The 25,729-nt window shown below is 43.4% G+C and carries 16 protein-coding genes; 9 read left to right on the top strand and 7 right to left on the bottom strand.

All coding sequences use genetic code 11. The features are described 5' to 3' along the window. From dnaA to Q9G97_RS00025, 5 genes are all read left to right on the top strand, one after another. Entirely contained in the window at nt 1-1,470 is a 1,470-nt protein-coding gene (gene dnaA, locus Q9G97_RS00005) for a chromosomal replication initiator protein DnaA (RefSeq protein ID WP_201570715.1), read from the top strand. 115 nt (nt 1,471-1,585) lie between these two features. Beyond that, nucleotides 1,586-2,761: a DNA polymerase III subunit beta gene (gene dnaN, locus Q9G97_RS00010; RefSeq protein ID WP_305899214.1), complete on the top strand. Its 1,176-nt coding sequence runs from the start codon at nt 1,586-1,588 to the stop codon at nt 2,759-2,761. Nucleotides 2,762-2,892: 131 nt separating this feature from the next. Continuing rightward, complete coding sequence (locus Q9G97_RS00015) at nt 2,893-4,176, top strand: DNA replication/repair protein RecF (RefSeq protein ID WP_305899215.1); 1,284 nt, start codon at nt 2,893-2,895, stop codon at nt 4,174-4,176. Between the two features lie 505 nt (nt 4,177-4,681). Next, on the top strand, nt 4,682-7,324 hold the full coding sequence (gyrB, locus tag Q9G97_RS00020; RefSeq protein ID WP_305899216.1) for a DNA topoisomerase (ATP-hydrolyzing) subunit B: 2,643 nt from the start codon (nt 4,682-4,684) through the stop codon (nt 7,322-7,324). Between the two features lie 169 nt (nt 7,325-7,493). After that, nucleotides 7,494-8,996, top strand: coding sequence for a DUF6880 family protein (locus Q9G97_RS00025; RefSeq protein WP_305899217.1), 1,503 nt, complete (start codon nt 7,494-7,496; stop codon nt 8,994-8,996). Between the two features lie 121 nt (nt 8,997-9,117). Here the strand turns inward: Q9G97_RS00025 and rlmF are convergent, their stop codons facing one another. Both rlmF and Q9G97_RS00035 read right to left on the bottom strand, forming a co-directional pair. Beyond that, entirely contained in the window at nt 9,118-10,143 is a 1,026-nt protein-coding gene (gene rlmF, locus Q9G97_RS00030) for a 23S rRNA (adenine(1618)-N(6))-methyltransferase RlmF (RefSeq protein ID WP_305899218.1), read from the bottom strand. A 65-nt stretch (nt 10,144-10,208) separates the two neighbouring features. Further along, entirely contained in the window at nt 10,209-10,916 is a 708-nt protein-coding gene (locus tag Q9G97_RS00035) for a LysE family translocator (protein ID WP_305899219.1), read from the bottom strand. A 229-nt stretch (nt 10,917-11,145) separates the two neighbouring features. Between Q9G97_RS00035 and Q9G97_RS00040 the strand changes: the two genes are divergently transcribed. The 3 genes from Q9G97_RS00040 to Q9G97_RS00050 are packed head-to-tail and all read left to right on the top strand — an operon-like array spanning nt 11,146 to nt 15,427. Beyond that, the gene (locus Q9G97_RS00040; protein WP_305899220.1) at nt 11,146-11,931 is read left to right on the top strand and encodes a crotonase/enoyl-CoA hydratase family protein; all 786 of its coding nucleotides are present in this window, start codon (nt 11,146-11,148) and stop codon (nt 11,929-11,931) included. 36 nt (nt 11,932-11,967) lie between these two features. Continuing rightward, entirely contained in the window at nt 11,968-14,115 is a 2,148-nt protein-coding gene (locus Q9G97_RS00045; protein WP_305899221.1) for an McrB family protein, read from the top strand. Beyond that, a complete protein-coding gene (locus tag Q9G97_RS00050) occupies nt 14,096-15,427 on the top strand; it encodes an McrC family protein (RefSeq protein WP_305899222.1) in 1,332 nt (443 codons plus the stop codon). Before Q9G97_RS00045 ends, Q9G97_RS00050 begins: the two co-directional genes overlap by 20 nt. Nucleotides 15,428-15,885: 458 nt before the next feature. Here Q9G97_RS00050 and Q9G97_RS00055 read toward each other — a convergent pair whose 3' ends face one another. The 3 genes from Q9G97_RS00055 to Q9G97_RS00065 are packed head-to-tail and all read right to left on the bottom strand — an operon-like array spanning nt 15,886 to nt 20,945. Continuing rightward, nucleotides 15,886-17,451 carry an FGGY-family carbohydrate kinase gene (locus Q9G97_RS00055; protein ID WP_305899223.1) on the bottom strand — a complete coding sequence of 522 codons (1,566 nt, stop codon included), beginning with the start codon at nt 17,449-17,451 and terminating at the stop codon, nt 15,886-15,888. Nucleotides 17,452-17,483: 32 nt separating this feature from the next. After that, the gene (locus Q9G97_RS00060) at nt 17,484-19,169 is read right to left on the bottom strand and encodes a glycerol-3-phosphate dehydrogenase/oxidase (RefSeq protein WP_305899224.1); all 1,686 of its coding nucleotides are present in this window, start codon (nt 19,167-19,169) and stop codon (nt 17,484-17,486) included. A gap of 24 nt (nt 19,170-19,193) precedes the next feature. Beyond that, the gene (locus tag Q9G97_RS00065; protein ID WP_305899225.1) at nt 19,194-20,945 is read right to left on the bottom strand and encodes an FAD-binding oxidoreductase; all 1,752 of its coding nucleotides are present in this window, start codon (nt 20,943-20,945) and stop codon (nt 19,194-19,196) included. A 190-nt stretch (nt 20,946-21,135) separates the two neighbouring features. Between Q9G97_RS00065 and Q9G97_RS00070 the strand changes: the two genes are divergently transcribed. Continuing rightward, nucleotides 21,136-22,293 (top strand): MalY/PatB family protein, encoded by a 1,158-nt coding sequence (locus Q9G97_RS00070; RefSeq protein ID WP_305899226.1) that lies wholly within the window; start codon nt 21,136-21,138, stop codon nt 22,291-22,293. A 102-nt stretch (nt 22,294-22,395) separates the two neighbouring features. On the opposite strand, the gene Q9G97_RS00075 is transcribed toward Q9G97_RS00070, so the two are convergent. Both Q9G97_RS00075 and Q9G97_RS00080 read right to left on the bottom strand, forming a co-directional pair. Then, nucleotides 22,396-23,235, bottom strand: a complete 840-nt coding sequence (locus Q9G97_RS00075; RefSeq protein ID WP_305899227.1) for a hypothetical protein — start codon at nt 23,233-23,235, stop codon at nt 22,396-22,398. 210 nt (nt 23,236-23,445) lie between these two features. Further along, entirely contained in the window at nt 23,446-25,488 is a 2,043-nt protein-coding gene (locus tag Q9G97_RS00080) for a hypothetical protein (RefSeq protein WP_305899228.1), read from the bottom strand. Nucleotides 25,489-25,729: the final 241 nt, after the last annotated feature.

Below are 25,729 nucleotides of genomic sequence, written 5' to 3' on the forward strand. Positions count from 1 at the left end.
ATGATAGATACCGCTATACTTTGGGACAAATGCTTAGACGATCTACGTTATCGTGTGAAAGATAACGTTTTTACGATGTGGCTAAGACCTTTGTCAGTACATAAAGAAGAGCAAACGCTAATCATTAGAGCGCCTAACGACTACTTCGTTACTTACATAAAAAAGAACCATCTAGCAGATATTGAGCAGTTAGTTATCAAACACAGTCAAAACAGTATTGAAGAGGTGGTGGTTCGTGTAGATAATAATAGTCATAGTAATGCTCAAAATGTCGATGCTAGTGAAACAGGAACGATAGATAATAACGAAACGTCTTCTACTTCGTTGTTTACAGGCAACCAGCTCTCCCCTACCCTAGCGAGTTCAGATAATAACGCTAAGGACTTAAATAATAAGCAGCAAGTAAATACCTCGCAAGCGGCACTGATTGACTCAGCTGACATTAAATCCCTGAGCTATCTCAATCCTGATTTTACCTTTGAAACCTTCGTCACAGGCAAGTCTAACAACTTAGCTTACAAGGCTTGTTATGAGCTTACCAAACCACAATCAAAAAATCGTCATAATCCTTTATTTATATACGGACCTTCAGGTTTGGGGAAAACTCATTTAATGCATTCTGTAGCTCAGCGCTATTTAAAAAATAATAGAAGTTTTTATTATTTCACTTCTGAGAAATTTATTAATCAATTAGTTTACTCATTAAGAAATAATAAAATAGAAGATTTTAAAAAGAAAATAAAAAAAGTAGATCTATTAATTGTAGATGATATTCATGTGCTTGCAGGAAAGACTAAAAGTAGTAATGAGTTTTTAACTTTATTTGCTGATTTTACCAGTGGCGACAAGCAGCTGATACTAGCCTCAGATCGCCATCCTTCACAAATGACTGAATTTGATGAGCGCTTTCGATCGCGTTTTTCTTGGGGCTTGACAGTCGCAGTAGAGCCACCTGAGATCGATACTCGGGTACAGATCCTGCAAAAGAAGGCTGATTCTTACGGAATGTTGCTACCAAAAGAGTGTGCTTTGTTTATCGCACAAAACGTAGTTTCTAACGTTAGACGTTTGGAGGGTGCCTTAAACCAAGTATTTGCTAATGCTAATTTGACAGGCGCCCCTATTACCCTTGAGATGGTACAGTATGCGTTAAAAGATATCGTAGCTATGCGCGTGCAAGCGGTTAATATGGATAATATCCGTAAAGTAGTCGCTGAGTATTACGATATAACCGTAAAGGATCTAATGGGGCGCAAACGTACGCGCACAATTGCCCGGCCAAGACAAATAGCCATGGCGCTATCACGGGAGCTGACGGGCGATAGCTATCCAGATATTGGTCAATCTTTTGGTGGTCGTGACCATACAACAGTGATGCATGGCTGCGATAAAGTCGCTGAACTACGCGCCGCAGACCCTGCCTTTGATAAAGACTACAAAGCTTTAGCGATGATGCTACAAGCTGGGTAGTATCAGTTGTAGTACTATGCGATAGTCATTAGTTTTGCTATGTTTTAGCGCTTAGATATGGTTTATAATCATAAAAATATTTCACAGAAAAGCATTATTAATAAGAGAAATACACATGCAATTATCAATCAATCGAGAGTCATTGTTAAAAGCTATCAACTTAATCGCCAAAGCCGCCGATAAGCGCCATAATATGGTGATTCTAGGCAATATAAAGCTGCAGTTATCTGAGTCTGAGCTGATCTTGACTGCCTCTGATTTAGAGGTTGAGCTGACCTCAACGCTTAAACTACCAATCGGGGCTTGTATTGAAGAAGGTACAACTACCCTACCAGCAACTAAATTAAGAGATATTTGTAAGTCATTGCCAGCTCAAGCGCTGATTAATCTTGCTACGCAAGAAAATGAGCGTTGTCTACTAACCAGTGGTAAGAGCCGTTTTACCTTAGGAACTTTGCCGAGTGAGGATTATCCAAGTCTAGGTAACCCTGAGAATATTACGCCGCTTACGATGAGTCGTAATCGCCTTGTTGACTTGATTCACAAAACTCAGTTTGCTATGGCTATTCAAGATGTGCGTTATTATCTGACAGGTATGTTGTTTGATATCTCAGGGCAGCAGCTAACAACTGTCGCGACTGACGGGCATAGACTGGCACTGGCTCGTAGCGTTATCGATGTCAGCAGTGAGCTAAACATGCAGGCTATTTTGCCGCGTAAGGCAGTGATCGAACTTGAGCGTTTAGCGACAGAATTAGGTAAAATGCTGAGTGATAAGGATAATAACGTTACGCTAAGCTTTGGTCGTGAGTTTTTGCAAGTGAGCTTGCCCTTTGGCGACGTTGATAGTATGGGTCAAGTGAGTCAAGACTTGATGGTAACCTTCACTGCGCGTCTTATCGATGGTAAATTCCCTGATTATCGTCGGGTAATGCCAAGTAATACCGATAAACTAGCTTTGTTTAGTCAGGAAAAGATGTCTGATGTTTTGCGTCGAGTTGCTATTTTGAGTAACGAGAAGTCACGCGGCGTCGTGTTTAATTTTGCTAGTGATGGTATGGTTGAGATTCGTGCTAATAATGCTGAGCAAGATGAAGCGGTCGAGATGATTCAAGCTAAGTATCAAGGTGAGCCGATGGAACTGTCTTTTAATGCGGCATATCTGCAAGATGTGTTAGGCGTCATCCAAGGCGATTTGCAAATGCATATGAGTCAGTCTAATGCCTCTGTACTGGTCAATCAGCTTAACGATGAGTTTCATCAATATGTCATTATGCCAATGCGTATATAAGTACGACAAATAAACAAAGGTTTGTTTATTGTTGTTGAGTGTTTTGGTTAAAAGTTTTTAGTTAAGAGTTTTGTGATTAAAATAGCCATTGAGATTGTGACGATTGATAAACAGGGACGGTTATAGTAGCTATGATTGAACGCTTACAAGTCTCGCATTTACGCAATCTTGAGCAAGTAGATATGCAAGCGGCTCAATGCAATGTCATTATTGGAGTCAACGGTAGTGGTAAGACTTCATTGCTTGAGTCTGTATTCTTATTATCACGTGGCAAGAGCTTTCGTCATCATCAGCCCAAACGCTATATACAACATCATAAGCAAGCGACTACTGTCCATGCTAGGCTCGCTGACGGTAGTACTGCAGCTATTCAAAAACAGACTGATGCCACAACTATCCTGCGCCTCAATCAATCTACTGTTTATAACCAAAGCATACTTACTGAGCAATTACCAACGCTACTGATAGATCCCTCATCAATGGATATGTTAGAGCAGGGGAGTGCCAGTCGACGTCAATTGCTTGATTGGCTAGTGTTTCACATGAAACCAGGGTTCCATTCACAGTGGGTGGCATATCAGCGTCTGTTGAAACAACGCAATAGTTTGCTCAAACAAGCTAGCACCCTAACATCCGCACAGCTTAATGAGCTCAAAGCCTGGGATAAAGGCTTTGCCAATCACGCTGCATTGATTCATCACTACCGTGAAAGCGTCTTTAGAGCATGGCAGCCTTACTTTGAGGCTAGTATTAAGCAGCTACTGCCCAATTATGCTGAGCAACTGAGCTTAACTTATAATGCAGGTTATGATACTAGCATCGCTCTCGATGCGCAGTTGCACGAGCGCTTATCGCAAGACCTACAGCTTGGCTATACGCGTATAGGCAGTCACCGTGCGGATATACATGTTCATTGGCGCTCGAATAGCTTTAACAAGATAGATCAACTACAGAATACAGCGGACAACGAAACATCGGCTAACAGCATCAGTGATGTTCCTGTGGATAAGGTCAGTAAGCTGCCAGTAATAAAAGAGCAGGCGGCTAATGTATTATCGCGCGGTGAAAAGAAGCTGCTTATTACCGCATTAAGACTGTCACAATTACCACTATTATTGAATGATACTGATCAAGTAATGTCGTTAGATAATGTGTTTAAATCAAGTATGAGAGATGATGTGATAAAGAAAGTTAATACAACAACACAGCGACAAGCAACACCAGTAGTTTTATTAGACGATATTACTGCAGAGCTTGACGATAAAGCTTTGGATATCTTATTGGCCACTTTATCAACGCTACCTTGCCAAGTATTTATCACAAGCCTAACAGAGGATGTGCTACCACTTATCACTAAATACTGGTCTAACCCTAATGTGTTTCACATGAAACAAGGGCAGCTTACTATAGGTTAATGACGACAGGTTGATGAAGACGATTCAATCATCAAGCAAATACTTATATGACCTTTTTATTTGCTCATCCGCAATTATTCCCTCCCAAATTGGCACTGTTGATACTAGCTTGTTTTCTATAAAATTTAAGCCTAGCTATCTTTATAATATCGCTGGTAAACAGTGACTTAAGCCCAGAAAAATGCTAAAATGAACCTTCGTTTTCGTCCTATTTTAAGTAGGTCTGTAGATAGTTTTATATTATTGATTATTCAACTCATTAAGAGTATACACAATTGATAATAAAAGCTTTTATTTTAATAATTAGCCTTTAGTCAGTGTCTTGATAAGTTAAAAATAAAGCATTGGCTGACTAGCCCGAAATTATTTAGTTTTTGTATAGTGACATCATACTTTATTCAAAGATATTAACGTTGATAAGCTAAATCTTAGATGAGATTACGGCAGTACATTGAAATGTATAGCGGTGTCGAATCGCTGATTATGGCTTGATTAAGGAATGCACATGAGTGATTCATTACCTACTGATAATGAGCAAGTATTGACAGAGACTAGCGTTCAAATCATCGCCCCTGATACTGTTTCTGAAATAAGCGCTTCTGGAACAGTCCCATCCGACTATAGTTCTAAAGATATCCGTGTACTGCGCGGCTTAGAGGCCGTGCGCGTGCGTCCTGGGATGTACATTGGCGATACCGATGATGGCACAGGCTTGCATCATATGGTCTTTGAAGTCGTTGATAACTCTATCGATGAAGCGCTTGCTGGTCACTGTGATCAGATCGATATCATCATTCATGAAGATGAGTCAGTCAGCGTTATGGATAATGGTCGCGGTGTGCCTGTGGATATCCATCCAGAAGAAGGTGTGTCAGCGGCTCAGGTTATTATGACTGTACTGCATGCTGGTGGTAAGTTCGATGATAATAGCTATAAAGTGTCAGGCGGCTTGCATGGGGTTGGCGTATCGGTGGTGAATGCGCTGTCTAAACATTTAGAGATGAATATCTGGCGTGAAGGCTTCCATTACCATCAGACTTATACTGATGGGGTACCTGACGCTGATATCGAACAACAAGAAGCTACCGATAGAACGGGCACACAAATTCGTTTTTATCCGAGCAATGACGTGTTCACAGGTACTATCTTTGAATACGATATTTTAGCCAAGCGTCTACGCGAGTTGTCATTTTTGAACTCAGGCGTGCGTATTGTCTTAACTGATGAGCGCATCGATAAGCGTCATGAGTTTGAGCACAAAGGCGGCCTATCTGAGTTTGTCAGCTACATTAACGCAGGCAAAGATAACGTCAATGAGATATTTCACTTTACCAGTGAGCAAGATGACGGCATCAGTGTTGAAGTTGCACTGCAGTGGACGGATACTTATAACGAAAAAGTGCTGTGCTTTACCAATAATATTCCACAGCGCGATGGCGGTACCCATCTATCAGGCTTTCGCTCGGCATTAACGCGCTGTCTAAATACTTATATGGATCGCGAGAATTTATTTAAAAAAGAAAAAGTCGTTGCCACTGGTGATGATGCTCGTGAAGGCTTGACGGCTATCGTCTCAGTAAAAGTACCTGATCCTAAGTTCTCCAGTCAAACTAAAGATAAGCTGGTCTCAAGCGAAGTTAAGTCTGCTGTCGAATCAGCGATGCATGATAAGTTTAATGACTATTTACAAGAGAATCCAGGCGCTGGTAAAGCGATCGCTGGCAAGATTATTGACGCCGCTCGTGCCCGTGATGCTGCTCGTAAAGCGCGTGAAATGACCCGTCGTAAAACCACTTTGGATATTGCAGGTTTGCCTGGTAAGTTGGCTGATTGCCAAGAAAAAGATCCTGCATTATCAGAGTTATACATAGTGGAAGGGGACTCAGCTGGCGGTAGTGCCAAACAAGGTCGTAGCCGTAAGACACAGGCTATTTTACCGCTCAAAGGTAAAATCCTGAACGTTGAGCGCGCACGCTTTGATAAGATGCTGTCTTCAGCTGAGGTTGGTAACTTAATTACCGCGCTTGGCTGTGGTATTGGTCCTGATGAGTATAACCCTGATAAGGCCCGCTATCATAAAATTATTATTATGACCGATGCGGACGTTGATGGTTCACACATCAGAACCTTGCTATTGACGTTCTTTTTCCGTCAAACGCCTGAGTTGATTGAACGCGGCTATATTTATATCGCTCAGCCACCGCTTTATAAAGTCAAAAAAGGTCGTCAAGAGCTGTACCTTAAAGACGATGAAGCGCTAAAAGCTTATCTATTATCATCAACGATTGATAATACTAAGCTACATATCAGTGCGGATGCGCCTGCTATTACAGGTCAAGCGCTTGAAACTTTGCTGAACGACTATAACCAGACTCAGCTGATTAAAGCGCGATTGCAGATTCGCTATCCCGCTGTTTTATTAGACGCGCTAACGCATACGCCAAAGCTCAGCACCGATATGACTTACGATAAAGGTGTGATGCAAGAGTGGGCGGATAAGCTGCAAGTTCAGCTCAATACTTTTGGGGCTGATCTAAATTCTGAGATTGAGCTGGTTGATATTCATGCGCCTGTATCTGCGGCTACTGATGCAGTGACTGCTGATCTGTTAGGCATGAAACCGCAAGTACAGCCTGAGATTGCCAGCGTAGATGGTGAAACCGTTACTGATGTTGAAACTGAGTCGAAAAGACCGCAGTGGTTACCACGCATAACCGTTTATGTGCATCAATTGGCGCATCACTATTTGCTAGATGCTAGCTTTATCAATTCAGGCGAGTACAGCAAACTCCTGCGTTTATCGAGTGAGTGGAATACTTTGCTAGAAGATGATGCCTTTATTCGCCGTGAAGGGACAAGTGCTAATAAAGATATTCCAGTACGTGACTTTGATTATCTCTGGCAGCAAATGATGCTTGATGCGCGTCGTGGTCTATCGGTACAGCGCTATAAAGGTCTAGGAGAGATGAACGCGGATCAGCTCTGGGATACTACAATGGATCCTGAAAACCGTCGTATGCTGCGCGTGACTATTGAAGATGCAATCGCTGCCGATCATATGTTCACATGCTTGATGGGCGATCATGTTGAACCACGTCGTATCTTTATTGAAGAGAATGCGCTGACCGTATCTAACCTAGATATTTAAAGCAGATATTTAAAGCAGATATCTAAATAAGATATTTGGTTTGGATTTACAGTAAAAATACCTATAATAAAAGTCATCTTGCTCGCAAGGTGGCTTTTTTGTTTCATGTGAAACAATATAAAGTATAGGCTAGGATTTATAATTATTGGTGAAGAGTAGGGGCTTTATTATGCTGACGACAGAACAAAAAGAAGCGCTAAGCAAATTATCCAAAGCCACTTTAGTAAACTTTGTCGCTGAGGTACAAGGCGTAGATAAGTTGTTAGATAAAAAGATAGAGCGTCTATTATTGCAATCTGATACGCCCAAACTGATCAAAAAGCTGACTTCGAATTTAAAAGGGCTGCGTCGTCGTCATGCGTTCGTTGAATACTGGAGGGTCAGTGAATTCGCCACTGAGCTACAATATTTAGCCGATGACATTATGAGCTTATATCCTGAACAAGCTGATATCTGTCTGAATCTATTAGAGCTGTTCCTTGAATCAAGCAATAGCAGTCTACAGCGCTGTGAAGATAATGGCGAGGTCGCCAAGACTTATAGAAGTGCTGCTGAGTCTTGGCTGACAGTAGCCAGTAAATGCTACGAGCAAGAAAAACTCAGCTTACCTATAGATGAGCAGGATATCTTAAGTCAAGCGTGGCAACAGAAAATTAAGACCTTAATTGATGAGAATGACTACGGGTTTGGTCATATTTACGCTACTAAAGAAGCGCTAATAGAAGGTGTTAATCAGCTGTTATCAGAGTCTGAAATAGCAGGGCTTATTGAGGACTATGAGCAGTATTATGAAAGCTTGTTTGAACAAGATTCATCAGAGAGCATAAAAAGTCTATCTACAAAAAGATCGTACGATCATAGTAGAGCAAATCATCAGGAAAAGCTGAAAACAGAAGTGACGCTGATAGGGTTGGTTAGGGCACTGGGTAATGTGGCTTTGTTCGAGAAAGTATATTTACGGATTTATCCTAAAGATGCTATGACCTCGCAGCAATTGAATGAGCTATTACCATTTATGCTAGATCATAAGGCTTTTGATAAAGCTGAGTATTATTTAAATGAGGTCTGGCAAAATAATAGTAAGCAAAATAAGCAAGAGCAATTAAAACGTTTGGATTGGCTAAGTGAAATTTATCGCTTACAAGGAAATAGCGAGGCACAGATGCTCACACTTAACGAAGCATTTGAACTACACGCGTCACCGCAAAGGCTCCAGTCAATAATGGCTATTGCTAGCCCAGCGCAGCAAGCAAAATTACGTAAAACGGCTTATAAATTAGCTGAGCAGCAAGAAAGTATTGTTGATGCTATTTCACTATTATTAGAGATAAATGAGACGATACTTGCGAATCAAGTAGCCGTTACTCGTCATCTTGATTTTAATGATATCCACTATGAGACCTTGACGCGGTTGCTAAAAGACTTACCAGAAAATACAGATCTTATAAAGGTCATTATTTATCGCAGTTTGATTGACGATATATTAGATCAAGGTCGTAGCAAAGCTTATGGTTATGCAGCTCGCTATTGCAAAAAACTTATTGCATTCAATACCAGCATTGGCAACACAGTAGAGAGCTACAGTACCTTAATGACGCATCAAAACTACATCAAAGCGCTTTATGACAAGCATGGTAAAAAGTATAGTTTCTGGGAGCGAGTCGATGACTAAAGGAATATCAGCCGATAAAAAACACCGCTTTAATCATTAAAGCGGTGTTTTTGTTTCACATGAAACTTAAAGGATTAGTTCAAGATTACTTAATGTTCCATGTGAAACCTAATAGGCAAAACTATTCTTCTTCATCCATAGTAAAGCGCCATGCCAATACTCGCGTGCTCTTTTGACCTTGGCTCATCTCAATAATACGCATCTGCGCAACATCGAGCTGCTTTAATAATAACTGTAAAGGTTTTACGTTCTCTGATTTTGATACCAGTGATGTAAACCAGCCAACGTGTTCGGCAAAGTTGGCACTCTCTTTAATCATATTGGTCAAAAAAGTAATCTCGCCGCCTGTAGACCACAGCTCTTTATGTTGACCACCAAAGTTTAGGTTTTGCGCGGCATTACCTGATTTGGTTGAGCTACGGCTGACTTGCTCATTCTCGTTTTTGCCGCGATGTCGTTGCAGGTTATGTTGCTTGCGGCTATTGGATTCCATTGCTTCTGCCATTGAGGCATGAAACGGAGGGTTACAGATCACCACATCGAAGTAATCTTGACGACCAATGATATTTTTAAAGAAACTCTTAGGCTCAGGCTGTAGTTTAACTTTTACTGCGCCTTTTAGCTTAGGGTTAGTCTCACAAATAAGGGCTGCGGTATTGACCGAAATTGGATCAATGTCGCTGGCAGTAAAGCGCCAGCCATAGCTTTGACTACCGATAATTGGATAAATCGCGCTAGCACCTGTACCGATATCTAAGGCATGAATTTGCTTACCTGTCGGCGGGGTACTGTCTTTATTCGCATGTGTCGTTTGTGCCAATAAGTCAGCGATATAATGGATATAATCAGCGCGACCTGGAATCGGTGGACACAGATAGCCGTCAGGAATATCCCAAAACTTCACCCCATAAAATTGTGCTAATAGCGCTTGATTCAGCACGCGCACCGCCCCGTGATCGGAGAAGTTAATCGTCGACTCACCTTTAGGGTTGGTAATAGTATGCTTGGCTAATTCAGGCAGGGCGCGAGTCAAAGCTGCAAAGTCATAGCGACCTTGATGTGGATTACGAGGATGCAGTTGGCCAAGCTTTTTGGCGGTCGCAGGTGAGCGGTTTTTATGGGTACTAGTGTTGTTTCGGCTGTTCATAATATTGGGCTACAAAGTTTGAATATAACTAGACATTTTAGCAGATTTTGCGAGTCACTAATGTTTTATCGATTGCGAAAAATAAGGTTTAACCCTAATACAATCATTGCGCTACCCAATATACGGTCAATCCAATGCTCAAAGCGCTGAAAACGTCTGAGAATAGTGGGAATGGATAGCAGCATCACCACAGTACTAAACCATGCCATCTGCAATACCATCATCCATACGCCATAAATAGCCAATTGCCAAAGCGGAATATCAGGCGATAATACTAAAGTAAATATTGCCACAAAATACACTGGCGCTTTAGGGTTAAAGACATTACAAAAAAAGCCACGGCGCAAGATAGCAACGGTGGACTCTGTTTGTTGATGATCTTTATTTACAACGGGTCTTGCCATTGAAGCTGGCTGGTTCGCAAGCGGTTGAGTCGCTCTATTCTTAGTCTCAGTTTTGGCGATGATAGGTTGTGGTCTATTATCACTATCACCTAATACTTTTTTTGGCTTAGCTTGGATACCTTGCCAGCCTAAATAAATAAGATAGCTACCACCCAACCATTTTATAGCCGTCAGTAGAGGCTGCGAATGCGCAATTATTGTAGCCAGTCCTAGCACAGAGTAGATAATATGAATGGCAAGACCGAGGGTAATGCCTAGACTACAGATTAGACCAGTGCGACGACCCTTAGCTAAGGTCTGCTGTGAAACCAGTACAAAATCAGGCCCTGGCGAGGCGGCAGCAAGCAGATGCACGCTCGTAATTAACAAAACCCGTGCCAAAATTCCATAAAGTGCTCTGCGTCTTGCGGCTATTCGCTCAATCTTTGCACTAATTCTAAATGAGGTCAACTCTATAAAAGAAAATAGCGCGGTATCATTTTAGCGTGATATTGCCAACTGCTATGGTAGAGCGCTTTGTTACTTGTGTAATCGCGTTAGGATGTCTATATTAAAAGCCCGCTTGCTAAATAATCACAACGTCGACAAGGATAGCACTATGACCACCGATAACCGTATTACTTATGACACTGATGGATACATTTGCTTGATTGGCTTTAATCGCGCGGATAAGCGCAATGCCTTTGATAGTCATATGATCAAGCAACTCTCTGTTGCGCTAACCAACTACGAAGACGACGATAATCTGCGTTGTGCGCTGATATTCGCCCACGGTGAGCATTTTACCGCAGGTCTCGATCTGATGGAGCTGCAAGACAAAGTCGCTAAAGGGGTGTTTGTATTTGATGATAGCCAAATCGATCCGTGGGGCGTCGGTGGTAAATTGCGTACTAAACCTGTGGTGGTGGCGATACAAGGCACTTGCTTTACCGCTGGTATCGAGCTGATGCTTAATAGCGATGTGGTCATCGTCAGTGATAATAGCAACTTTGCACAGATGGAAGTCCAGCGCGGTATCATGCCCTTTGGTGGGGCAACGGTAAGATTTGTCGCGGCGGCTGGCTGGCAAAAAGCCATGCCGTATCTATTAACAGGCAAAAACTTCGACGCGCAAACCGCTGATAAGCTCGGTTTAGTCAGTGAAGTCGTGCTCAATGGCGAAGAATACGCGCGCGCGTTAACCGTCGCAAAAGAGATTAGCACTGCCGCACCACTTGGGGTAAAAGGGCTGATATCGTCAGCACAAGACGCCACGCGTAATGGCGCAGGCGTAGCATTGGGCAATATTCATAGCTATCTACCCGCGCTATTTCATTCAGAGGATGCCAAAGAGGGCGCAATGGCGATGGTTGAGAGACGGGCGGCTGAGTTTAAGGGGCGTTAGGGTTTTAACAATAAAAATAATTTTTAGGAATGAAGTATGGAGCAGATAGTTGTTAGAAGTGATGATTATAATTCTGAGTCGCAAGTAACTAAGGAGGAATGGCTAAAGATACTATCTGACGATACTTTTATGACCAATAACTATAAATATGCGCTAAGCATTTTCTTTTTAGAGCCTGATCATAAAGCAACCTGTAAGTTTCTAGCTGATAAATATCATACATCCCCTTTTTCTATTAGTGGGTTTATCACTGGATTTAGTAGGGCTGTTCAAGAGCGTTTGAATAGGTTCGAAATAACAACAGAAGAGGGTGATAAAACTTATTGGCTAGTTACAATGCTTGGCACTAAGGTTTCAGGTAAATTATTTGAATGGAAATTACGTGATGAGTTAGCCAAAGCAATGCGAGAGCTAGATTATATAAGTAATAGTGCTATGAAAATTGATAGCATTGGTCATCTAGTTAGCTTTATAAATCAAGACATCGGTGGTCTGAAAAAAGACTTTCTTGCTGCTAGAAAAGAGCTGGTAGGCAATCAAAGAATCACCAACTCAAAGTTATTGTTCAAATATGATAGCGAAGATAGAGAGTGGGCGATCAACGAAGGTGCAGGTACCGAAGTTCAGTATCATATCTACTTATCAGACAATAAAATTGGTTATGGTTTAGGTTTTAATACGCTTTATGTCAGATTTAAAGAGGAAAAGACGCCGGTAGAGTATATCAAGCCATTTATGGATGCATTTATAGCTTTGAAAGATAGTAATGAGGTTGCCAAGCTTGCTAATAGAGGCTTTAAATTAAATACGAATGAATACGACTTTCAAAACCCTGTCAAGGATGAGCATTACTTATTCGGTCGAATAGTAGAGTTAGATCATAAACAAAAACTGTCTTTGGTTGATTACTACAGTATTATCAACGATTTAAAAGGTGACTTGTTTGAGGCTTATAAGAACGTCTTTAAACTTGCTAATAAAACAACCATGAATGAACAAGCAAGTAATTCAAATGCTCAGTTATCTATCACCAATCCTTTGCTACAAGAAGTTAGCGAGCTATTGCTAGCTAACAAAAACCTAATATTAACAGGCGCACCAGGTACTGGTAAAACCTATATTGCTAAAGAAGTTTGCAAAGCGCTGGGCGCTACTTACGAGTTGGTACAGTTTCATCCGTCTTATGACTATACTGACTTTGTGGAAGGATTAAGACCTGTTCAAAATGAGAATGGCGAAGTAGGGTTTGAATTAAGAGATGGTATTTTTAAAGCTTTTTGCAAAGAAGCGCTTAAAACTGAAAATCATCAAGTATTAAGTAATTTCGATGAGGTTTATCACAAGTTTATCGATGATGTTTCTGAAAACGGCTTACAACTTGTGACTCCTTCTCATAAAAAGCCATTTCGAGTAGAAATAAACTCTCAGAAAAATTGTAAGGTCATACCAGATACCGTCAAGCAAACAGAAATGGCTGTTACTAAGCAGTTTATTAGAACTTATCTTGAAACTGACAGAGTAACTGACTGGAAACCGTATTTGATCCCTATCTGTGAATACGTAAAAGCTAATTATGACCTAAGGTTAGATTCGGTAACAGATAAGAATAAAAAGTTTGTCATTATTCTTGATGAAATCAATCGCGCTGAAATTTCCAAAGTATTAGGTGAGCTTTTCTTTTCAATCGATTCAGGTTATCGCGGTAAGAAGGGTAAGGTAAAAACTCAGTATACCAACTTGCAAACTAATGAAGATGTCTTTAAAGACGGGTTTTACGTACCTGAAAACGTATATATAATCGGTACTATGAATGATATTGACCGCAGCGTTGAGTCGTTTGATTTTGCTATGCGTCGTCGATTTGCTTGGAGAGAAATCAAGGCAAAAGATAGGCTGTCTATGTGGGATGGAGAGATAGATGAGTGGATAGAGGAAGCCAAAGCACGACTGAACTCTCTTAATGGATCTATAGAATCAATTCAAGGACTAAATTCAGCTTATCATGTTGGGCCTGCCTATTTTTTAAAGCTCACTAACTATGATGGAGATTTTGAAGCTCTTTGGATGCATCATTTGCAATCGTTACTATTTGAATATCTGCGTGGTTATCCTGATTCTGAGCAACAGCTCGAACAACTGAAAAATGCTTATGATATGGTTGATTATGATGCTAGTAACGACTGATAATAAAACTATAGAGCTGACAGAGGAATCTCAAACAGATAAAATTAATCTAAGACTTGTTGCAAACAAGAGTATTAATAGCTTAGTTTCAAGTCATGCTAATTTATTGGTTTTTCCGCAGTGTCTTAAGAGTAATGATGATATAGGTAAAGACTGTATTTTTGAATTAGAAGAAAATACGTTGATTACTAATAATATCATGGGCTTCATCGGTATTAATAATACTCAGTTAAAAATTGAATCCCGATTTTCGCAAGCTGTTGATAACGTAGAAGATTATTTTTTGCATTATATGCTGCAAAAGGTGTTTTGTATTAACCTGTTTGATTTAAAGCATAGTCAAAAGCAATCATCGCTATTTGACTTTTTAGTCTACTTATTTCCTTACTTTTTAAAAAAAGCGCTCGCACAAGGCTTGTATAAGCAGTACATAAAGAAAGAATATAATAACGCTAGCATTAAGGGAGCTATCAATATTAATGTTCACATAAAGCAGAATGTTCCTTTTAGAGGAAACGTTGCTTATAACGTGCGTGAACATAGTTTTGATAATCGGATTACTCAATTAATCCGTCATACCATAGATTTTATCAAGCAAAAAGAAGTTATGCAGGGTGTATTGCATGTCGATAGCGATACGCAGAAATTTGTCAATTTAATTATTCAGCATACACCGTCTTATCATGCTAGAGATAGACGTTCCATAATCAACGATAACCTAAAACCTTTTATGCATCCTTACTTTTTTGAATATAAAGGACTACAAAATATCTGTATGCAAATACTTAGATATGAAGGGCTAAAGTATGCTGACAATGATAGTAAAGCGCACGGTATTCTGTTTGATGGCGCATGGCTATGGGAAGAGTATCTAAACACCTTGCTGCATAAGATTGGCTTTTTACATCCTCAAAATAAACAGTTAAAAGGTGGTATAAAAGTTTTTTCTAGACCAAATACAGGTAGCAATCCTAGAAGGTTTCCTGATTTTGTTAAAGATAACGATGAGAATAAAGTTATCTTAGATGCTAAATATAAGCGGATGCTTGGCAATAGCATTGATAGAAATGACATGAACCAAATTATCTCTTACCTTTATTTATATAAAGCGGATAAAGGCGGTTTTATTGCGCCTACTTCCAATGATAATAGTTGTAAAAACATAGGTGTTTTAAATGGTTACGGCGGCAATATTTATAAGTTTAAAATCGCTATTCCGCAAAACGTGAATAGCTTTAAAAACTTCGTAAAAGTTATCGAATTAAATGAATCTATATTGATCAAAGCTATTCAAGATATTCCTAGCACGTAAGATGGGCTAGCTCAACCGTAGATCACCGAACGCTTATTCTATATACAGTGGTGGGTTACGCCCTGTCGTCGTTCTCTTCGAGAACTTGACAATGCTAACCCACCCTACGGCTTACGACGCTTAACCAACTTTTGCTTTGTCTATAGAGGTTGCCCTAAAAAGCGGTTTAGCCCTGACAGTAGCGGTTATCCTGCTGGGCTGGGCAAGTTGCGGTGGCTAGGTTTTTCAGAAGATCATAGATTTTCTCTTGCGTCGGGGTAAGTGTCTCCCAGACACTTACTATTTCCCTCCTCATATCGAGTAACAGCAATGCTACCAGCGACTTTAGTCCGCACGCCATTGGCTAAGCAGATAATAGCGGATGGCAGGATCAGCTCCAACATCACATCACCCTTAATAATCACAATCTCTAGCTAACCCTAAATCACTTAACCTTACGAGTAGCCAAGACGATTAACTCACTTCGCAGGGTAGCCCGTGATATCTTGAATGCTTTGGTATAACGGCTTTAGGCGCTGATACATCTTTAGATAGACTTCGTTATAAAGACGTTTATAGAGCTGGACATTGGCTGCAATAGGTGAGAATTCATCGCCTAAATGAGTCATCGCTTGCGTGGCGGATAAATGGTCGGGATAGACGCCGAGACCGACCGCGCAGTTGATGGCAGCGCCCAATCCCGTAGCCTCAAAAGTGTGCGGACGGCAAGCGGGCATGCCAAAAATATCGGCGGTGAGCTGCATGGCAGAGTCGCTTTGGGATCCGCCACCTGAGACGCGCAAGTGTTTGATAGGCTTGCGCGTACGCTTCTCGATAGTATCAAAACCGAGCTTGAGCTCGTAGGCCAGCCCTTCCAAAATAGCGCGATAAACGTGTGCCCGCGTGTGCACATCGCCAAAACCAATGAGCGCGCCTTTGCCCTCAAGCCCTGGATGACGCACGCCTGGCGACCAATACGGCTGCATCATCAGCCCCATACAGCCTGCTGGAATGTCTTTGACCGCTGCGTCGAGGAGCTTTTCGGTATCGATGCCCTGCGTCTTAGCCAGCTGCTGCTCGTAGTGGGCGAACTGCTCCTTAAACCAGCTAACCATCCAAAAGCCGCGATAGATCATATACTCGTGGTTGTAGTAGTGGGGCGCGGCGGCGGTATAGGCGGGCATGTGCTTGAGGATTTCGACGTAATCGGTTGAGATAGTATTAATCGTAGCGGTAGTGCCAAAGCTTAAGCAAGCGGTATCGGCTTCTAGACCTGCTGCGCCTAGAGCTTCGCAGGCTTTATCGCTAGCGGCGGCTATCATCGGTGTACCTTTAATGATACCTGTAGCTTCAGCGGCTTGGGCAGTAATGCCACCTAATAGCTGGCCTGGTGGGATAAGGGTTGGCATTTGCTTAAGTGTACAACTAAATAGTCGCCATTTAAGGTCGCTCGGCTTTAGCCACGTTTGCGCTTTATAGTCGTAGGGTAGATAGCCGACACAATGACCTGTTGAATCGATGAGCTTGTCAGTGAGTTGGTAGGTAAGATAAGCGGATAGGTTGACGTAGTGGGCAGTGTTTGCCCAAATCTCAGGCTCATTTTGCGATAGCCAATTGCAGCGGGCTTTTTGTTGCGCCTCTTGAACCAGCTCGCCCATGCCGATGACTTTGGTCAAAGGATTTAGAAAGCCGATATCATTGGTTTCGCCGCGTCGTAAATCCATCCAAACGATAGCGGGGCGTAGTGGTTGTTTATCCTTATCCAGACAAATCATGGTATAGCGCTGGGTGGCGAGACTAACACCTGCGATTTGATTGGGCGTAATGTCGCAGGTCTGCCACAATTGCTGGCAGGCCTCGGAGAGCTTTTGCCAATAGTAGTCAGCATGCTGTTCGGCATAATTGGGCTGCTCGGAGAAATACGGCTCGATAGGCACGCGAGCTTTTGCGATCTCAGTGCCGAATTGATTAAAGATGAGCGCTCTGACGCTTTGAGTGCCATTGTCGATGGCTAAGAAATAGATAGGGTCATTGGGGGTGGTCATAGTTGTCCTTAACTATGTGGATACGAAAAAAACTAAGCCGCAGGCAAGTGATAATAGCGTTGCCATAAATCATTATAGCGAGCGACTTCTTGTTGCCACTTTTGCTCATTCCAGCCCAGCTCTTGCTGGCATATTTGCTTTAGTCTCGCGCTAATAAGCGGTGTCATCGCGCCATGCGGCAGTATCAAGCCTAAGCGGGTACGACGTAATAATAAATCGTCTAAATGTATAACCTGCTCACAGCGCCCAGCAAAGCGAAGCTCCGCCCAAATAGTATTGCTATCGGTAACATAAGTTAGGTCATCATCGTGCGCCAGCTCCAATAAAGTATCGAGCTGGAGACCATAAAACCCTAATAGGCGCTGCTGCAACTGTGGCGACAGGGTAGCGAATTTTTCATTGGTTGGCACAACGGTGCTAAAGACTTGATCGCCATTTATTGCTTGGTTTTGAATGGTTGTGTCATCGAGCGCTAGCACTTGTTGGCACTTCTCAAGCACATCAAGGGCGATTAGGCGAAAGGTAGTGAGCTTACCGCCGCTGACCGTTACTAAGTTATTATCGAGCCAGACGCTGTGATCGCGCTTTTCTTTACTGGGACTAACGCGCTTACCATCGCCGCCATCAGATATCAGCGGACGCACGCCTGCCCACGTACTGATGACATCCTCTCGATTGAGCTTGGCATCATCAAACAGATCATTGGTCGCGGCCAATAGATAATCGACCTCTTCGCTAGTAATACCGACTTCGTCATCATTAAGCGGTGGGTGATCTAAATCGGTGGTGCCAAGGACGGTACGGTTCTCCCATGGGAAAACAAACACCGCTCTTTTATCAACAGGATGCAAAAAGGTATAGGCTTGATAGATAGGCAAACGCTCTTGGCTAACGACCAAATGACTACCGCGCGAGGGACGGATTTGCTTATGAAAGGTTTGCTCCGTCTCATTGCTGGCTTGCATGCGCAAAGTATCTGCCCAAGCGCCTGTGGCACTGACGACGACTTTGGCGTGAACATTGTAATTTTGATTACTATTAGAGGTTGTAGAGTCTGTATCGGCAGTGTCTTTTAAATTAGCACCGATGACTAATCCTTGCTCATTAGTGATGAGCGATTCAGCTTTTAAATAGTTAATCGCATAAGCGCCATCATGAGTGGCTTCATCAAGCACGCGCATCACCAGCCGTGAATCATCGGTAACGGCATCGCTGAATTGACTAGCACCCAAGAACTTATCTTGCTTGATATTAGGGTTTAAACTTAGAAAAGCGTCCTTTTTAAAGTACTTAAAATAGCGCTTGCCCGCTATCCTATCGTAGACCCTTAATAAGGTATTAAATATCCAAGGCGGCGGAAACTTGCCTTTATAGTGCGGCATGACGTAGTGCATCTCATTAACCAGACCGCTTGCCTCTGTAAGCATGCGCTCGCGCTCACGTACGCTAAGCAAAGTGGTTTTATAATCACCTGATGCAATATAACGTAGCCCGCCGTGTACCATTTTGCTAGAGCGGCTAGAGGTACCCCAAGCAAAGTCTTTTTGCTCAATGAGTAATACGGCAAGACCGCGCCTTGCTGCCTCACGTGCAATGCCCGCACCCGTAATACCGCCACCGATGATGAGCATATCCCAAGGTTCTGTTTGAGACAATCGGTGAGACGAGCGGCGAGATAGGGGCGCTAATGCTTGCTGGCGTTGTGTGCTTTGAGTCATAAGGTGCTCTTATTAATTTGTATGCTACTCTTCAAGCAACACACCTGGGTTCATACGCTGCTCAGGGTCTAAGCTTTTGAGCATATCACGAGTTACTTGCAATCCAAGCTCGCCTTTTTCAGCCGCCAAGTAAGGCGCATGATCGCGACCTACGCCATGTTGATGCGATATCGTTGCTTTACCGTTAGCGACACTTAAGCTGGCAGCTTTTTTAATCTTTTGCCAACGCGCTAAGGTACTAGCATGATCTTTTGCCGCTCTAAAAAAGTAAGTGGTATAAAGGCTAGCGCCCTGTTTATAGACATGCGAGATATGAGTAAAAGCCATGACTTCTTCACTTTCATCTGCTAGAGAATTACGAACGGCATCCTGCATCTGCTCCATCTGCTGGTCGATATTGTTCCAGTTAGTCGCGGTCTCAAAGGTATCGACCATGATGCCTTTATCCCAAAGCGTACCGCGTAGATAAGGAAACTTAAAGCGTCCATGTGCCCAGACATTACCCATGATATTAGTGATTTTCCCCGTAACGCTGCCATACTGTTTTAAGAGTTTGTTGAACTGCGTTAGCGCTAACTTATTCTGTGCTTTATCGCCTGAGACGCCGTAGGTCAGCATGACCTTTTCTGAGTCAAGACCACGCGCTTTTAGGTAAGTGCTAATCGCTAAAAATTGACTGGGAGAAGTGCCCAAATGCAAATGGGCGTTGGTCTCGATAGCATTGCTAAGACGGAGCATAGATAAACGAATATCAGACTGTACCGCTTGTCTGAGCACCGCTTTGCCCGCTGTCCAATTCGGTAAAAAGGCGACTTTAAATAGCTCTTGTTCAGGTTGCGGCTGTACGCGCATTTTAACTTCGGTGAAGATACCTGCACGGCCTTCAGTGCCCATCATCATCTCGCGCAGATCAGGCCCTGCTGATGATGCAGGAATATCAGCGATAGTTAATATACCTTGTGGCGTGACGAGCGTACCGCCTGCAAACATCTGCTCGATACGCCCATAGCCCAATGACTGCTGACCACTAGAGCGCGCAGCAATCCAGCCGCCAAGCGTCGATAGCTCCCACGACTGCGGATAATGTCCTAAACGGTAACCGTGCTCATCCAGTTGTGCTTCTACCGATGGGCCTTGGGTGCCGGCACCAAAGGTAGCGATTTGACTCTCATTATCTAAGTCAATGAGCTTGGCCATTTTACTCATCGCTACAGTTAATACAGATCGCGCGTCTTTGGGTGGATTAATATGACCGACTACAGAAGTACCACCGCCGAACGGAATGACGATTAGATCGTGTTCTTGTGCTAGCTTTAGTAATTGCTCGACATCATTGGTCGACTCGGGGAAAGCCACGCCATCTGGGAAGGCTTCAAAGTCGCCGCCATGCATAGCAATCCAATCAGGGAAGCTCTGACCACGCGCGTGTCTAAGCCTTATTTCACTATCAACCGACACCATAGCAAGATCGGTAACCTCGGTAGGCAAGCGCGATTCAGGTACCGTTTTAAGTACTTGTTGCATGCTGACAGATTTAAGTTTTTTGGTTTTACCGATATGCGATTTGATTAGCTTTGCGCCGTGCGGCGAGACCTTTTTATTAATATCAATATTGCCCCAACCATTCCAGCGCGTTTGCTCTATGGGCGTATTTAGGGGTATGTTGGTCTTGGAAGCCATATCTTGACTGGTGTTGTCGGCATTTTTGCTATCAGAAGTGACTGCAATAGGGATACTTCTATCATTTTTACGGATAATGGATTTGATTTTGCTCATAAGACTATGACCTATCGATTTATTATAATTGTAAAATAAAATATGATTCATTTGAGCATAACACACTATAAACAACTGTTATCTATAGACTTGCTACTAGGCAGTGGTAGGATTGATTAAAATAGAAGATAGCTGAATAAGCTATCATAATGACCGTTTTGATAAACCAAAGCTATTTAAGAGAATACTTATGTTGCACAACTTTGATGAGATAATTGATAGACGTCATACTGGATCGCTGAAATGGCCTTATACCGATGACACTATTGCACTTTGGGTGGCTGATATGGATTTTAGAGCCGCGCAGCCCATTCTAGATACGATTGAGCAAGTAGTGCAGCATGGCGTATTGGGCTATACCAAACCTACTGAGGCTTTGTACAAGACTATTATTAAATGGCATAGCAGTCGTTATGATTTGGCATTGGATAAACAGCATATCCTGTTCTCCCACGGTGTCGTTCCAAGCTTGGCGCTGATGTTGAGAGTATTTACCAAGGCTGGCGATGCGGTAATGATCAATGATCCTATTTATACGCCCTTTATGACGAAGGTTCAGGTTAATGACCGACGACTTATTACTTCTACATTAAAAGAGAGTGAAGGCAGATATTATCTAGACTTGGCTGATATCGAAGCCAAAATTATCGAGCACGACGTCAAGCTATATTTACTGTGTAACCCGCATAATCCAGGTGGTCGTGTATGGAGGCTAAGTGAGCTTGAGGCGCTATTGTTGATCTGCAAAAAACATAATGTAGCGATAGTTAGCGATGAGATTCATCAGGACTTAACCTTGAGTGGTTATGAGTTTACGCCCTTTTTACGGGTAGCAAAAGGCTATGAGCATAAGGTGGCGAGCATCACTTCAATGACCAAAACCTTTAATGTGGCAGGTATTAAAGGCTCACTAATATTTGCTAAAGATCAGGAGTTGATAGATAGAATCAGCCAACAGCAGCGCTTAGGTGATGAGCATGATCTGAATTTATTTGCTTATGAGGTGATGCGTACTGCTTATGAAGAGGGCGGGGATTGGCTGGCGCAGCTGTTAGTTTATATTGAAGCTAATATTGAATTGACCCTTGGTTTTTTACTAGAGCATCTACCCGATATCAAAGTCATGCGCCCAGAAGCCTCGTATTTGATATGGCTCGATTGCTCAGCGTATGGCGCGGATGATCAAGCGCTTTATGACAAGCTTAGAGCTGCCAAAGTTGAGCTTAGTGCAGGCATTCAATATGGTACTGAGGGACATCTAAAAATGCGCCTCAATGTGGCTTGTCCTCAAGAGGTGCTTATTGAGGGGTTGAATCGTATTCATACAGCGTTTAGTGATATGAGCTAGATAAGAGTCGGGTCATATTTTTATCAATATCGTTAAAAAAACCCCGCAATAGCGAGGTTTAAGAGATTCAAATATATTCAAATGATTTTCTAGATATTATTCTTAGCGAGCTGACTTATAGTAGTCAACCAGCATAGTGCCTAAAGTACCATTGTCGTCGATAGTGACGATTCTGACTGTGCCTGTCTGAGATGTTGTACTAGCTGCTACTTGTCCTGCGCTACCTAAGACCACTTGATTGCCTTTAGCCGCCATTGCGCCATTACCGATGGCGATGCTATTGATGCCGCCTGCCATAGATTTATTGCCTAGCGCTACCGAATTGGCACCTTGTGCTGTGGCAGCTTCACCGACTGCGGTTGAACGAACACCACTAGCATTGGCTATATGACCGAAAGCTTGCGCACGCTCGGCAGTGGCTTTGGACTGCCAGCCGATAGAGGTTGAGCCGAGTCCTGCAGCGTTGGCTTCACCACCGACGGCAGTTGCTGAATTGAGCCCTGCATTGGCTTTGTTACCGACAGCGACAGTGTCATTAGTGCCACCAGCCATGGCCGCTTCACCAACTGCGGTCGCGCGTACGCCACTAGCATTGGCTAGATGGCCGAAAGCCTGTGCTCGCTCGGCAGTGGCTTTGGACTGCCAGCCGATAGACGTTGAGCCTAAACCCGCTGCATTCGCTTGACCACCGACAGCGGTTGCCGAGTTAAGACCTGCGTTCGCCATATTACCGATAGCGACGGTATCGTTAGTACCACTAGACATAGCGCTATCGCCTAAAATGATAGCAGTACTGTTAGCATTTGCCATCATTTGAGTATGTGCATCATTCGGTTGAGAGTCAGTGGCTGTGGTCATAGCCGTACAAGCAGAGGTGGCAGCGATAGCTAAAGTAAGGGCGCTGATTTTGACTGCTGATTTTGATAAAAAGTCCATTTTCATTGTTTAATCCTTTTTAAAGCCTTTATGGCTTGATGATGAATATAGTTGTGGATTGATAAAGATTACAGGGCAAATAGTATTAAAACATACTATCGTAGCGTTAATTAATAAAACCTCGCAGTAACGAGGTCTTATTAATGTTAAAGAGTCGAAAGTAATTTCAGCTATTAAGTTTTGGTTAGCTAACTTGGATAGATGGTTATAGGCAGCTTACCAAGCAAAAGTCACGCCGCCACGTGCGCCGACTTTGCCCGTATCAAGACCAACGCCTGCACCCGCTGAGATCGACATAGTATCGCTCAAGCGACTAGCAAATGAAGTACTTAGAGCTGAGCCACCATTGTAATAACCCGTACCAATCGTCATCGCATAGCGTTTGCCTGAGGGAATGACTGGGGTCTCTAATGCAAGCGCCATAGCGATGCCGTCTTCGGCTTCATCCAAGCGTTCTTCTTGGCGGTTATACTGGCTGCGTAAATCGCTAACTTGCATATTAGTATTAGCCAGCTGATTAACAGTCGCTAGTGAAGTTACAGAGACGCTAGTACCCAAAGTACCGTTGGCATCAGTTGTGACAATGTTGGTATTGCCTGTCTGTGAGGTTGTACTGGCCTGCAACTGACCTGCGCCGCCGATAGCAATTTGGTTGTCGTTCGCAGCTGACGCTTCGTTACCAATAGCGATACTGTTTAAGCCGCCTGCGCTTGCCGCTTCACCGACTGCAGTCGAGCGTACCCCAGTTGCTGAGGCTAAATGACCGAAAGCTTGCGCCCGTTCAGCGCTGGCGGTTGACTGCCAACCTACTGCGGTCGCGCCTGCTTGAGTAGCCTGAGCTTGGGCGCCAATCGCGGTTGAAGAAGTGCCAGAAGCTGTCGTTTGACGGACGCCACTTCTATCGCCACCTATTGCAACGCCATCTAGACCTGAGGCGACTGAATTATTACCAATAGCGATAGCATTATCTGATGACGCCGCTGCTGCTTCACCGACAGCGGTAGAGCGAACGCCACTAGCATTAGCGAGATGACCAAAGGCTTGCGCGCGTTCAGCGGTCGCTTTGGACTGCCAACCGATAGAAGTAGAGCCTAGACCTGCTGCATTGGCTTGACCACCGACAGCGGTAGCAGAATTAAGACCTGCATTCGCTTGATTACCGATGGCAACAGTGTCATTAGTGCCGCCAGCATTTGCCGCTTCACCCAAAGCAGTAGAGCGTTCACCACTAGCGTTAGCTAGATGTCCAACTGCGGTCGCTCGCTCTGCCGTAGCTTTGGACTGCCAACCAATCGAGGTGGCTGCAAGTCCTGCTGCATTCGCTTGACCACCGACTGCAACTGCTGAGTTATTGCCTGCATTGGCAGCATTACCAATAGCAACCGTATCGTTCGTGCCGCCTGCAACTGAGCCATTACCTAGAGCGACAGAAGCTTCACCTTGTGCGGCAGCTGCTTCACCGACTGCGGTTGAGCGAACACCACTAGCATTGGCTAAATGACCGAAAGCTTGCGCGCGTTCCGCTGATGCGGTAGATTGCCAACCGATAGCAGATGCGCCTGCAGCAGTGGCTTGAGCTTGTCCACCGATTGCAGTCGAGGATGTACCTGAAGCGGTCGTTGCGCGTCCACCTGAGCGGTCACCGCCGATCGCCACGCCATCGGCACCTGATGCAACTGCAGTGTTACCGATGGCAACAGCATTTGTGCCTGAAGCAACAGCATCTTCAGCGCCAGCAAAACTTTGATCACCTGAGGCTGTAGTTTGATGACCGACTGCGGTAGCCATAGCGCCAGTTGCTGCTGCTTGCCAGCCTAAAGCAGTTGCACCTGGAGTATTCGCTAAGCTCTCACCACCAATAGCAGTGGTCGAATTACCCAAAGCCTGTGCTCCTGCACGCGAACCATTCGTAGAAACACCACCACCAAGCGCTACAGCATCAATGCCGTCAGCTTGCGAGTTAGCACCGATGGAGATAGCGTTTTCAAAAGAAGCAAAAGCAGTGTTTCCGATCGCTATATCGTTCTCGTTTGCTGCAACTGCGTTTTGACCGACAGCAGTGGAATTATCACCAAAGGCACTAGTGAATGGGCCACAAGCTAAAGCGTCTGTCCCAAAGCTGACCGCACCACCTGCATTTCCGCTAGCCAATTGACACTCAGCTGCCATCGCTGTAGTCGATCCCAAAGAGGCTGCCGCGATCGCTAGAGTGAGCGCACTAATTTTTAAAACTGAAGGAGATAGAAAGTCCGTTTTCATAATGATTCATCCTATTTTCAAAGGCCGCAAAGGCTTTGGAGTGGGTTTGATTAAATACAAATAAAGAGTATATCGCTTGAAGTATCCGCCGAATCCGTAGCTTATACTGTTAAATTAACCTTAACACTGTAACACTATTCTGTAGGGTGTTTAGATAAATTTTTACAAAATATTGACTAAAATTATATATAAAACTGGTGAATAATAACTGCCTTTTACAGCCACTATTCAACCACCTATA

The organism is Psychrobacter sp. M13, assembly GCF_030718935.1.
GTDB lineage: Bacteria > Pseudomonadota > Gammaproteobacteria > Pseudomonadales > Moraxellaceae > Psychrobacter > Psychrobacter immobilis_G.